At 40.8% G+C, this 12,502-nt stretch carries 10 protein-coding genes; 2 read left to right on the plus strand and 8 right to left on the minus strand.

What is annotated here, in order from left to right; all coding sequences use genetic code 11:
* Nucleotides 1–149: 149 nt before the first annotated feature.
* Nucleotides 150–1,556 carry an alanine/glycine:cation symporter family protein gene (locus IEY48_RS14025; protein WP_188921350.1) on the minus strand — a complete coding sequence of 469 codons (1,407 nt, stop codon included), beginning with the start codon at nt 1,554–1,556 and terminating at the stop codon, nt 150–152.
* Between the two features lie 401 nt (nt 1,557–1,957).
* On the opposite strand from IEY48_RS14025, the gene IEY48_RS14030 reads away from it, so the two are divergent.
* Both IEY48_RS14030 and IEY48_RS14035 read left to right on the plus strand, forming a co-directional pair.
* The gene (locus IEY48_RS14030; protein WP_188921352.1) at nt 1,958–3,358 is read left to right on the plus strand and encodes a sensor histidine kinase; all 1,401 of its coding nucleotides are present in this window, start codon (nt 1,958–1,960) and stop codon (nt 3,356–3,358) included.
* 31 nt (nt 3,359–3,389) lie between these two features.
* Nucleotides 3,390–3,941 carry a response regulator transcription factor gene (locus IEY48_RS14035; protein WP_188921354.1) on the plus strand — a complete coding sequence of 184 codons (552 nt, stop codon included), beginning with the start codon at nt 3,390–3,392 and terminating at the stop codon, nt 3,939–3,941.
* A 137-nt stretch (nt 3,942–4,078) separates the two neighbouring features.
* Here the strand turns inward: IEY48_RS14035 and IEY48_RS14040 are convergent, their stop codons facing one another.
* From IEY48_RS14040 to IEY48_RS14070, 7 genes are all read right to left on the minus strand, one after another.
* On the minus strand, nt 4,079–5,131 hold the full coding sequence (locus IEY48_RS14040) for a methionine synthase (RefSeq protein WP_188921356.1): 1,053 nt from the start codon (nt 5,129–5,131) through the stop codon (nt 4,079–4,081).
* Between the two features lie 56 nt (nt 5,132–5,187).
* On the minus strand, nt 5,188–6,162 hold the full coding sequence (locus IEY48_RS14045; protein ID WP_188921358.1) for a DUF1852 domain-containing protein: 975 nt from the start codon (nt 6,160–6,162) through the stop codon (nt 5,188–5,190).
* Between the two features lie 1,241 nt (nt 6,163–7,403).
* A complete protein-coding gene (locus tag IEY48_RS14050; RefSeq protein WP_188921360.1) occupies nt 7,404–7,844 on the minus strand; it encodes a hypothetical protein in 441 nt (146 codons plus the stop codon).
* Nucleotides 7,845–7,957: 113 nt separating this feature from the next.
* Complete coding sequence (locus tag IEY48_RS14055) at nt 7,958–8,227, minus strand: hypothetical protein (protein WP_188921362.1); 270 nt, start codon at nt 8,225–8,227, stop codon at nt 7,958–7,960.
* A 293-nt stretch (nt 8,228–8,520) separates the two neighbouring features.
* Nucleotides 8,521–9,054 carry a hypothetical protein gene (locus tag IEY48_RS14060; RefSeq protein WP_188921364.1) on the minus strand — a complete coding sequence of 178 codons (534 nt, stop codon included), beginning with the start codon at nt 9,052–9,054 and terminating at the stop codon, nt 8,521–8,523.
* Nucleotides 9,055–9,595: 541 nt separating this feature from the next.
* On the minus strand, nt 9,596–11,383 hold the full coding sequence (locus tag IEY48_RS14065) for an NACHT domain-containing protein (RefSeq protein ID WP_188921366.1): 1,788 nt from the start codon (nt 11,381–11,383) through the stop codon (nt 9,596–9,598).
* A gap of 287 nt (nt 11,384–11,670) precedes the next feature.
* The gene (locus IEY48_RS14070; RefSeq protein WP_188921367.1) at nt 11,671–12,141 is read right to left on the minus strand and encodes a hypothetical protein; all 471 of its coding nucleotides are present in this window, start codon (nt 12,139–12,141) and stop codon (nt 11,671–11,673) included.
* Nucleotides 12,142–12,502: the final 361 nt, after the last annotated feature.

Genomic DNA, 12,502 nt, shown 5'->3' on the forward strand with positions numbered 1-12,502 from the left:
CATAGAGGTAAGGCCAGTGTATTACATTAATTTTTAATCACAAATGGTTATAGCCCATGTCTATTTGACTCTACATAACGCTAAAAAACGCAAAGTAGTGCTTTTGCTCTACTTTGCGTTATTAACAAGGGAGAGTTGGCTATATAGGATTACGACCATACACCGTCTTCAGTTTTACCTTGAATTTTCACATCAGCCAGTTTGAATTCAGGTTTATTGGTGGCTTTAAGTTTGACTTGATAGTCGCGGGTTAAATTAACAATGGTTGGAGTTAACAGCATCAATGCACTGATATTCACCACCGTCATTAAACCCAGTGCCATGTCGGCCATGTTCCACACTTCTTTTAAACTGGCGTTTGCACCCCAATACACCATACCTAAATACAGCAGGGTGTAACTGGTACGGCCATAAATATTATCCAGTTTAAACAGGTGTAAGTTACTCTCGGCATAGGCGTAATTGGCTACCACAGAGGTAAAAGAGAATAGGGTGATAATAATGGCCACAAACATATCGCCGCTCATGCCCATGTGATGAGTCATGGCATTTTGAGTAATACGAATGCCCTCCATTTCGCTGCCGATATTACCTTGCGCCAGTAAAATCACAATGGCGGTACAGCTACACAACACCATAGTGTCAATAAACACCCCAAGCATTTGCACGTAACCTTGCGCAACCGGATGGTTAGGCACAGGCGTTGCACCTGCCGCAGCATGCGGAACACTACCGGCACCGGCTTCGTTAGAATATAAACCACGCTGAATACCATTTTTTATTGCCGCGCCTAATGCGCCAGCGCCGGCTTCGGTTAAGCCAAAGGCCGAGTTAAAGATATCCATTAATACTGCAGGCACTTGCTGAATATTGATTAAGGTGACCGTTACGGCAGCCAAAATAAAGGCGAGTCCCATAAACGGCACAATTAATTCCGCAAAGCGGGCGATACTGCGCAGGCCGCCCATCACAATAATGCCGGCAATAAAGGTGATAACAGCACCTGAGTACACGCTGGAGATCTCAAAGGTGTGATTAAGGGCATCGGTGATGGTGTTAGCTTGCATGGCACTAAAACTAATGCCATAACCTAAAAATAAACACAGCGCGAACAACACGGCAAGCCAAGGCTTATTTAGCCCCGCGCGAATGTAGTAGGCGGGGCCGCCGCGGTATTCTTTATGATCGTCTCTGACTTTATACAGCTGACCTAAAATACTTTCAGCAAACCCGGTAGCCATACCGAGCAGTGCTATCACCCACATCCAAAACACGGCGCCACTGCCGCCAAGAGATATCGCCATGGCAACGCCAGCTAAGTTACCGGTACCTACCCGGGCTGATAACCCAGTACACAAAGCTTGATAAGAACTGATCCCTGATTTATCGCCCTGGGTACTGCCTTTCATCACTTTAAACATGTAAGCAAAGTGGCGCAGTTGAATAAAGCGTAACCTCAATGAAAACCATACACCTGCAAATACTAATATGTAGATCAGTACTTGGTATTCGCCCCATAAAACATTATTAGCGAATGACACAATTTCATTAATCATTGAACAAATCCCTTGGTTTATCTCAATTTTTGAGGTTTTTATTAGCCGTATTAAGCAGCCTGACGTTAATATCGTCAGTCCATTATCTTAAAAGTGAATAAGTATTTTTTAATCGGTAACCGCTTAATAAATAGACTGAAATAGAATTGAGCTAAACAGCTTAATAGAATTATTATGCAATTAAAATACATTAATAACACTAAAGGCTTTGGATTTGAAGTGGCGTAACAATATAGCGATAAAAAAGTCACCTAGCGATTTATTTCACGGTAGGCTTGTGGGGCGGCGACAATATCGATTGATTTTTTCGGGTAATATTTACGCAATTGATAAGTGTCGTTAGGTTGATTATTGTTTGCTGTGAGATTATAGGGTTGCGTCAATAAGTTAGGATAATAAATATGGCAAATCTGAAACTGCCTTTTAATGCAAATCAACAACAATTAGCACTGTTACGATTGGTTAACTGGGGTCTAAAAATAGGCCTTATTGTGTTTGCGGCTGATTTATTTGGCTTAACCACACCGCCAACAACCTTAAGTTATGTATTGATTATCGAAGCGTGTTATGTGGGATTTAGTTATCGATTTCATCGCCTGAGTATCGACAATCATGGTTTATTGTTTTTAACCTTACTGCTGGACACCTTATTTTGGGCCACCTGGTTGTATTTCACCGGCGGTGCCACCAATGCGTTTGTATCATTACTACTGCTGCCGATAGCCATTTCTGCAATTACCTTACCTCGTTGGGCGCCCTGGTCGTTAACGGCGTTGTCGACTGCGGTTTATAGTTTGATGATTATCAATATTCCTGATCACAGCGTTGATGATACAACTAACACAGCAGCGGATATGCATGCGGGCCATGATATGAGCCAAATGGCAATGGGCATGCCTGCCAATCCCAATATGAGTCACAGCATGAATATGAGCATGGACATGGGCTCGCATTATTTAGGCATGTGGTTCAATTTTGTTATTTCAGCGTTAGTGTTAACCATTACCGTGGGCTTTATTGCTAAACGTATTCGGCAAAAAAATGTTGAGTTACGCTATTTACGTGAAGCGCAATTAAGGCAAGAAAAGATCCTTGCCTTAGGTACCGCATCAGCGCAAATGGCGCACCAACTCGCCACGCCATTGGCAACGTTACGCTTATTAGTGGATGAAATATCAGACACAGCCCATGATGCCGAGCAAACTGAATTACTGGCAGATATGCAGCAAGCACTCAACCGCTGTGAAGTGACCTTAAGCGACTTACGCTTAGCGACTGAGTCCATTCGTGAGCAAAAATTGTTGCAACAATCTGTTGCTAAGCTGGTGGCCTTGTTGTCAGAGCAGGTCAGTTTATTAATGCCCGAAACACAATTAAGCCTGCATATTTCCCCTGAAGCAGAAACCACCATTTTGCATACCGACATGAGTTTACTGCCGGCGTTATTGGCGCTCATTCAAAATGGCGCTCAGGCTAGTGAAGACAATCAACAAGGTGCTAAGGTCGACATTAATATCAGCGTATCGCAATCGTCATCTCGTTCGCCATCTACTCAGATAATGCCTCAAGAGATCAGCATTATTATTCGCGACTATGGCGTGGGTATTGCGACACATTTATTATCCACATTAGGCAGTAATATGGTTAGCAGCCCTAAAGGCTTAGGGATTGCGGTATTATTAAGCCACACCAGTTTTGAGCGTTTAGGTGGTAAGTTATACCTTAAAGCGCATCCAGAGGGTGGCACTGAAGCCATCGTGACTTTACCATTAGCAGCCAAAGCGGATCACACAGAGGTTTAACGGTTATCGTTAAGGGTACATTGAGACGTAGATGAATAAATTACTCATAATTGAAGATGATACCGCGTTAGCCGCGATTTTATCTCGGCGTTTAGCACGCCATGGTTTTGAATGTAAAACCTGTGACAATGCCAGCGACAGCTTACTAATGGCCAGGCAATTTATGCCAACGCACATTGTACTCGACATGAAGTTGGCACAAAGTAATGGTTTGTCGTTAATCAAACCGTTAAGGCTGCAATTGCCGCATGTGTATATGGTACTGCTTACCGGCTTTGCCAGCATTGCCACTGCGGTAGAGGCGATACGTTTAGGCGCAGATAACTACCTTGCCAAACCTGTCGACACTCAAACCCTGCTCAATGCGCTGCATTCATCCAGCACCACTTTTAGTGCAGAACCCGATGAATTTGAAGCCATCACCGAGCAACCTCTCAACCCCAAACGCCTAGAGTGGGAGCACATTCAACAAGTGCTCGCCAATAATAATGGCAACGTATCAGAAACCGCCCGCCAACTCGGCATGCATCGCCGTACTTTGCAGCGCAAGTTATTAAAAAAGCCCACGGCGGATAATCGATAGTGTTGATGGTTGTAAAAGGTCAAGGGAGATATTGCCTGCAATCATTAACGTGTCGATATCTGCCCATACTATGACTCTCAATACGATAAGCGTATTCCTTATCTGATTACAGGCTAACGAAAATGTTAACCGTATCGCTAACGTGTTTTAGCTAAAAGCTCGTTTCTGACAATTTCAGCTCCGGCAGTTAAAGCTTTAAGTTTGTCTGTGGCTACTTGATGCGTTAACGGCGCCATGCCGCAGTTGGTGCAAGGGTAGAGCTTGTCGGCATCAACAAATTGCAGGGCTTTGCGTAACGTGTCTGCCACTTCCTCTGGCGTTTCTATGGTATTGCTTGCCACGTCAATCGCGCCAACCATGACTTTTTTACCGCGAATGAGTTCAAGCAGTTCTATTGGCACATGAGAGTTGTGGCATTCGAGTGAGATGATATCGATACTCGATTGTTGCAGCTTAGGAAACGCTTGTTCATATTGACGCCACTCTGATCCTAAGGATTTTTTCCAGTCGGTATTGGCTTTTATGCCATAGCCATAACATATATGTACTGCTGTTTCGCATTTTAGGCCTTCTATGGCTCGTTCTAAACATGCGATGCCCCAATCATTCACCTCATCAAAAAACACGTTAAATGCTGGCTCATCAAATTGGATAATATCCACGCCCGCCGCCTCTAACTCTCTGGCTTCTTGATTGAGTATTTTGGCAAATTCCCAGGCGAGTTTTTCGCGACTTTTGTAATGGTCATCAAAAAGTGTATCTATCATGGTCATGGGGCCAGGTAGCGCCCATTTAATCGGTTGTGTGGTTTGTTGGCGTAAAAACTTGGCGTCTTCAACAAAGACTGACTTTTGCCGACTCACAGGCCCTACAACGGTAGGGACGCTAGCATCATAGCGATCACGAATTTTAACGGTTTTACGTTTTTGAAAATCAACGCCGTTGAGGTGTTCAATAAAGGTAGTGACAAAGTGTTGCCGTGTTTGCTCGCCATCGCTAACAATATTGATGCCTGCTTGCTGTTGGTCGTGTAATGACAATCGCAGCGCATCTTGTTTGCCAACAACTAACTCGCCACCTTGTAATTTCCAGGGGGACCACAGTGTTTCAGGTTCGGCCAGCCATAAAGGTTTAGGCAAACTGCCAGCCGTTGAAGTCGGTAATAGCGTATTTTTAAGCGATGTTTTCATAGTATTAATGCCATCAATTGGGGTTAACGTTTAACCTGGGTTATTAAGCCTAGCGATTACGCATAATGAGCAGTCCATTGCTCAAGCACTGCTTGGTAGGGCTTAATAAAGTGCTCCGCTGCAAATTTGCCTTGCTCACTAGCCAGTTGGCTACGTTCGGCGCGATCGTAAACAATCTGAGTGAGTGAATGATCGAGGTTATTTAAGTTCGGTTGATAGCATTTGCCTGCCACGGCATTGGCATTATAAATCTCAGGGCGGTAGATTTTTTGAAAGGTGCCCATGGTGCTTATGGTGCTTATCAGCTCAAAGTGGCTGTAGTCATTGAGTAAATCGCCCACAAAATAAAACGCTAACGGCGCCACAGTATTGGGCGGCATAAAGTAGCGTACCTGTAAGCCCATTTTTTGGAAATATTGCTCAGTTAACGACGACTCATTGGGCAGGTATTCAACCCCTAATACCGGATGTTGATTCTCTGTACGCTGATAGGTTTTGTTATCCGACACGCTGAGGCAGATAACCGGTGGCTTAGTAAAGTGCTGTTTGTAAACATCTGAATTCACAAAAGACTTAAATAGCTTGCCATGCAGTTCGCCAAAGTCAGTTGGAATACTAAATTTCGCTTGGTCTTTGTTATGTTCTGGCAGTAAGACGCTAAAGTCGTAATCGCGTAAATAAGATGAAAAATTATTGCCAACAATACCGTCAATGCGTTTGTTGGTTTTGCTATCCACAATGGTGGTTTTCAAAATTTCAATCGACGGGAAGGCTTGGCCACTGCCTGCTATATCGATATTGACCGAAATGATTTCAAGTTCGACAGTATAGCGATCGCCTTTAGGGTTATCCCAATGCGCTAAGGCATTAAAACTATTGTCTATCATCGTTAATGCTTTACGTAAGTTAGCCTGACGATAGCTTCCACGGGCTAAATTGGCAAAGTTAGTGGTGATCCGCGTTGTGTCTGAGGGATGATAGTTTTCATCAAGACAAATGCGATTAACGGTAAAGGTAAATTGTTTATTCATGATGTTGTGGTTCCCATTTTTCTGCTCTCAAACCCGAATTAATGCGTTACTCATTGCGCTGATTATTAAGTCAGTAGAGCTCAGCACTTTTTCAAACTGACGGCTTAAGTAACAGCTTAATATCAACTCTAAATAAGCTTGCTAAGCGATGAGTCATTTATACGTGGTTTGGCACATCAACAAAAACGGGTTTATTTCACCTGCAACATGAGCGCAATTCATCATCAGTAAACAATGTGATTAGCATAGGCGGTCGCCTGAAAACATTGGTTGTTAGCTACTTTCTCGTCCTCCCTGCAATGTTTTTGAGCCGGGATCCAGGTGTTTTGTTCTTTATGGCCTGCGGCCACTAACGTCGTGGCGCTTCGCCCACACCAGAGCAAAGGGGTAAAGCGCTTGTACCCCTTTGCAAACCCTCAGCGTTCCGGCAACATTTTCTGATGAGCGAAAAAGTTGCGACGGAAATTTAATCCAGCTTTGGGCCGTGTTTGTAGTCTGCTTCGGACTTATTCGAAAATGCTAACGCTTCAGATGGGGCGTCCCTTCCCCTCTAAAGCTAGCTGGCTCTGATAGGCAGGATGCCTGAATGCCTTGAAGCACATGGATGTGCGTGAAATGCCATGGCCAGCTCACGTATTCACTTGTAAAAAGTCTTCAACGGCCTCAAGTTAGGAGTTGAATTTAGGCATTTTTAAAGAAATAAAAATTCATTTTCAAAAACAAAAAAACGCCCATAAATCATTGTTTATTAATTACTTCCCCCTTATTCAACTAAATTCTACTCGGGCCAAAAGGCCTGTTGCAACCCGCTCGTCGTCCCGGCAATGCTTTTTAGCCGGGATCCAGGTGTTTGTTTTACTTTACTTATGTCCTGCGGCTACTAACGTCGTAGCGCTTGTGATACTCCACAAAGTGTTTTGGGTATCACAAGCAAAGGACCTGGGACACAGAAAAATACTGATTAATGCCAAGCTCGAATAAACAGTTAAGAAAGCAGGATTATATTCACTAAAAGATGGATGGATCGCAGTTCATTTTTGTAATAAATAGCTAACCCAAAAGTGAGTTAGGTAACTTCTATAAAGAGAGTAAATGAACCGCTCTCGACAACATGCACCAGCGTTGATCTACCCGGAGGGAATGCCATGTCGATGTTGATGCCTGGAACATCATTGGTCATTTAGTCGTGTGCGGAGCCGCATGCAGGGTGGTATGGAGGCTAGATACCTCCGGCTAGCCGTTTATAAGCCATTTACCACTTTAAGGTAGGATTTAGTTCCAATACCAACCTGTGCCCAAACTTTACGTTTGTGATTGCCAAGATAATCGTATTGTTCGTCCATGTCCCAGAGAGTAACTATTTGGTCAGGGAAAATATACTCCGACTTATTAAACGCGTGAATCTCCGATTCATTAGCGGAAACTGCATTAAACAAAGTTATGCCTTCAACATCAAATGCGTCGATGCCACCAAACATAAGTCGGTAATGTTCGTTTTGAGATACACCGATAAAATCTACTAAGTCGTTTTCAAATTCAATTTGAAAGCAACTATCAAAATAGAAATCGCTAGCCCCATCGGACAAAGTAAAAAAAACAACAAATAGTTCTTTAACTTGCTCCCTAGACATCCCAAGTTTGATGGGCCCAATTCCATCATGAGGCTTAATTAAAAACTCCATACCTTCCTATGGCTTATAACGCTTTGCTAAGGGGCTATTGACTGTTGGCTATACTTGCGCGAAGCCAACTGTTAATTGACCCAGTGAGTTTACGAACGAACTTGAGCAACGTGTTATATGCTCTTTTCGATCGCATTTCTAATACCAGTAAATATTGCTGAAGCCTCTTCATCAAGCTCATTTTTTGCCGAAGAAACTAATTCAAGAATTTCTTTAGCGCGATGACCTTCGAGTATCTCTTCGTCATCGAAGTACACTTTCATGTGATCAAATGGATCACCTGAACGTGACATTAAAAGAGTAAAACCTGAATCTTCAGTTTCGATTACCGCAATATCAGGACTAATATCTGATGTTTCTGAGTAACAATCAACGATTCGCATAATCTTCCTTGAGCATATAACGCTTAAAGCATGGGCGCGGTTTTTTGCGTCCAATGCCTTTACTTGTGTACGCCCTGCATGGGCACGAACTAATGAGGTGAAAGTCCTCTGTAGGAAGGTCACCGTTACTCTTATCAATTAGAGAATAACATACTGTTATTAAACGTTAACTACTAGCGAATGGCAAGGGCTTAATCGCGGGTTTGGTCAGGAGGAAGCCGTTAGCCTTCTGGTGTGGGACTGGAGGCTAGATACCTCCGGCTACTGGATTAGTTTTTTACTAAAGCGCATGGTTACCAATCACTCGCATATTCTTTATTCGCTTTAAACGCTTCGACCTCTAAAGGCGCTTTGTCGTACCCATATTCTGCTAAATCAGAGAAGTGCTTAGTTATGATGTGGTCAAGACTGGTTCGTTCAATTTGAAGTACATGTACTAATTCATGAGCAAGCTTTGGCCTATTCAATTCATAACCATTACGAACATAAATTGAGTAACCGAACACTTGGGCGTTGTTGATGATACCTTCACCAATGAATCCGAGTGCTTCACCTAATGTTTTCAGGGCAAAATTTTCGTACGGGAAAGGAACTTCATCCACATACACAATCCTTACTTTCTCTGGGTTTTGAATTCCTATGTTTTTTGCTAAAGACAATTCTTGTGGATTTAAAGGTGACCCTGACTCCAAACCTTGTTTATCAGTTTCATACGCCCAGTCAATATACTGTGGTAGCAATATTTTTGAGATAACTTTCTGGTAAGACATTATTGCTACGATAATGCCAACGACCAAGATAAGCGCTGTAAACTGGATAAGCTTCATGTATTTCAAGTCCTTTTCTAAAAAATCCTAATGTTCTGCGGAAAAGCATAACAGCTCATTGAACGGCAAAGTAAATTTAAAGTCGGCCGTTCAAGTTATTGATTAATAACATCCTACATTTGCTAACTTATTGTTGTAAAGCAGTTTTATTTAACTCCTCTGGCAAATAAAAGCGAGGATGGCATTAAAAGGGGATTCGAGATTCCATAATAAATAAAAATCCATATATTTCAATGAATTACAAAGCAAACAACAAAAACATGCCACCATTTTTAAGCAGCTGTTGCTTGTGGGAGGGCTTACCCCACGAAGTGTTTTGGGTATCACAAGTTAAGTCATTTCTTTAAAGAGAGTAAATGAACCGCCCTCGTCAACATGCTTCTGCGTTGCTCTACCTCCTGAATTTGACCGCCATGGACGGAGAGAATGCCATGTTGATGCCTGGAGCATCATTGGCCATTCAGCCGTGTGCGGAGCCGCATTCAGGGTGGTGTGTGGGTTGGAGGTTAGATACTTCCGGCTACTAGATTAGGCAAATATTTTAAAAGGGTAAAATAGCATCGGTTACTTTGTCTGATATTTCCAAATTTGCCTCTAAATTTAAAACTTCGTCTTTAAATGAACTATTTTCAAACTTTTGGGAGAGATACATGGTCACTTCTTTTTGTATTTTATTTTCTTTAAAAAACTTATCAATAACTATTACATAGTCGCCATCCAAGTCTTGAAAGTTGACATAATCAGATTCATCACAATAAGATAGAAACTCAGCGAGCATCAACGCTTTACCTTGTAAATATGAGTTTATAGCGTCTTTTGCAAACTCTGAGTATCGAACGTATAAAACAGAAGACAATGTATCTCCCCAATAAAAGTTTTTTAGCTTACCAGACTCATCTATTCGCACTTTTGAATCACTACCTATTAGTTTTATTAACGAAGGGTAATTTATATTAATACTTGAATTATCATCTAAACAAAGTGCATTTTTCTTATACGGGATAAGAAAATATTTTGTGTAATTTCTTTCATCAATAGTTTCAAGAAATGATAGAGTGTTTTGCCATTTTCTAAATTCATTAAAGTCATTGATAACTAGTTTGTAAAAACCTATTTTACGATCTTCACTAAGCATTGAAATAAATACTGAAGCAAAATACTCTTGAATACTTTTATGAGTGAAAGAGAATTCATTAAAACCATCTCGAACGATTAGTGCAGTAATACTTGTTATATCGTCAATTAAACGATCTTCCAGATTTTCTGGGAGTCCATCCAATTTTGCCGAATTATGTAAATAATCTTGAAATAAATAGCTAGGAAATCGAGTGTTATTATCGTTCAAAGATAAAAAACTTAAGGAGTTAAATAATCGTTGCATTTGATAATCGGTTAAGCCAGCCTTTCTTTCTCTCTCAAAACCCATTTTCATTCTATCGTGTCTATAAAGCATCGTTGGGAAAATTAAGCTGTAAAATTCAGAAAGGCTGTCTGGTTTAAACTGTCTTGCATTATAAGTAATAGTAAATAAGGTAAGTAATAAAGCTGTAGTAGTAACTTCAGAGATAAAGTCACTGTTTGAAAGGATTGTATTAATACTTTCTGCTTCCTTATCAGACTTATATAAGTAGTTTACAAATTTCTTTTGTGTATCAAGTGACATAGGGCTTATTTTTCGTTTAGAAAAATAAAATGAAGATCCCATACCAGAATCTGGTCTTGATGACACTACAATCCGTAAATCAGGATAAGTTCTTACTATTGTTTCTAGCTCTCTTGCGATTCGGGTTCTTTCGTTATTTGGAACCTCATCAAAACCATCTAAGAATAGGACTATTTTTTCGGACTTAGCCAAAAAGTCAAATAGAGAATTATCAAGTTTAACTCCCAGATCTTCGATTGCTTCCATTAACTCTTCTTTGAGCTTTTTCTTATATCCCAAATTTCTAAATTCGATAAAAATAGGTATAAAATTACTTCCAGCGCCTTCTATGATGCAAAGTTTTCTAAGGTATAAAGATTTCCCTTGCCCTGGACCTCCTTCGACTAGGACTTGTTTAGTACCAAATTGACTAAAGGATTCAATTTTTTCACTGTCCAAAAGTACAGCTTCATCAAAAAATATATTATTTAAACTTACGATTGAATCGGGATTTAATATGGTTTTGACTTGTCCTATTCGTTCAACATTATCTTTAAAGGACTTCAGCTTACCAATAGCGAATGCTTCAGATATTTTTTCTTGAACTTTTCCTTTGGCTGACTTTAATAAGTCATCAACAATACCATCGAGACCACCAGTTGCTTTTTTTATTATATCGTCAATCATAACGGCTCCATGTAGGTTGATATGTTTTTGCGCTTTTGTTTTTCTGCAAAAACGATGGCAGCCGTTTACGCTTCCGTGTTGAACGACTTGTGTACGCCCTGCATGGGCATGAACTAATGAGGTGAAAGTCCTCTGTAGGAAGATCACCGTTCAAATAACATACTGTTATTAAACGTTAACTACTAGCGAATGGCAAGTGCTTAATCGCGAGGTTTGGTCCGGAGGAAGCCGCTAACCTTCTGGTGTGGGGCTGGAGGTTAGATAGATCTGGCTACCCGATTATATTTTTAATAGTGCTGAGTATAGTCAGCTTCAAAATCAGCAAGTTTTGCTAATTGATCTAATATTTGCTTCCCAACAATCAATAGTTTTTCAGATCTTGCTGGTTCATCCCAGCCTTCAGCCCCATGCTTGCCACCATGAAATAGGTTATTTCTAACAGTTTTCAATAACCTTACAACTTTGCATAATTCTGAGTTGCAATCTTCTAGTCCAACTTGTTTCCATTCTAATCGAGAATGCTCTGCCACCTTCTGTCGTAATGGATTTAACTCTAATAAAGTACTCGATTCATCTGTATGGACGAACTCATCAGAATACCTTTCAACAAAAGAATCCCAGCCAGGTTCTGCATTCTTGCCAACCTCAGTGCGCTTTAATAGCTGATTTTCTTTTAGCGCAAACTCAAACCTTGAAAACCAATAGAAAAAGTCAAAGGTTAGGTTTTTTAACTCTTCTTTTATATCGCTTCTACGCATAACTGCCTCGGAAAAACATAACTGCTTTTTGAACGGCAAAGTAAATTTAAAGTCGGCCGTTCAAGTTATTGATTAATAACATCCTACATTTGCTAACTTATTGTTGTAAAGCAGTTTTATTTAACTCTACTGACAAATAAAAGTGGGCTGGCGCATTGAAAGTGGGTCCAAGATTCTACAAGAAATAAAAATTCTTTTATTTCAGTTGATTACAAAATAAACAAATTATTCATCGTACTGCTTTAGTTTGCTTTTTAGTCGATTCAACTTAAAAAAACACTAAAAGCCATTACAACAGCTTTTATTTACATTACACACAACATAAAGGTTGGGATTATGGCTCACACAGGATACTTACCTG

The organism is Shewanella saliphila (assembly GCF_014648295.1).
Classification (GTDB): domain Bacteria; phylum Pseudomonadota; class Gammaproteobacteria; order Enterobacterales; family Shewanellaceae; genus Shewanella; species Shewanella saliphila.

What these genes read in the sequence shown, in the direction of transcription:
- IEY48_RS14050 (WP_188921360.1), bottom strand. Translation starts at nt 7,844, where the DNA reads ATGGAGTTTTTAATTAAGCCTCATGATGGAATTGGGCCCATCAAACTT.
- IEY48_RS14035 (WP_188921354.1), top strand. Translation starts at nt 3,390, where the DNA reads ATGAATAAATTACTCATAATTGAAGATGATACCGCGTTAGCCGCGATT.
- IEY48_RS14060 (WP_188921364.1), bottom strand. Translation starts at nt 9,054, where the DNA reads ATGAAGCTTATCCAGTTTACAGCGCTTATCTTGGTCGTTGGCATTATC.
- IEY48_RS14055 (WP_188921362.1), bottom strand. Translation starts at nt 8,227, where the DNA reads ATGCGAATCGTTGATTGTTACTCAGAAACATCAGATATTAGTCCTGAT.
- IEY48_RS14030 (WP_188921352.1), top strand. Translation starts at nt 1,958, where the DNA reads ATGGCAAATCTGAAACTGCCTTTTAATGCAAATCAACAACAATTAGCA.
- IEY48_RS14025 (WP_188921350.1), bottom strand. Translation starts at nt 1,556, where the DNA reads ATGATTAATGAAATTGTGTCATTCGCTAATAATGTTTTATGGGGCGAA.
- IEY48_RS14070 (WP_188921367.1), bottom strand. Translation starts at nt 12,141, where the DNA reads ATGCGTAGAAGCGATATAAAAGAAGAGTTAAAAAACCTAACCTTTGAC.
- IEY48_RS14045 (WP_188921358.1), bottom strand. Translation starts at nt 6,162, where the DNA reads ATGAATAAACAATTTACCTTTACCGTTAATCGCATTTGTCTTGATGAA.
- IEY48_RS14065 (WP_188921366.1), bottom strand. Translation starts at nt 11,383, where the DNA reads ATGATTGACGATATAATAAAAAAAGCAACTGGTGGTCTCGATGGTATT.
- IEY48_RS14040 (WP_188921356.1), bottom strand. Translation starts at nt 5,131, where the DNA reads ATGAAAACATCGCTTAAAAATACGCTATTACCGACTTCAACGGCTGGC.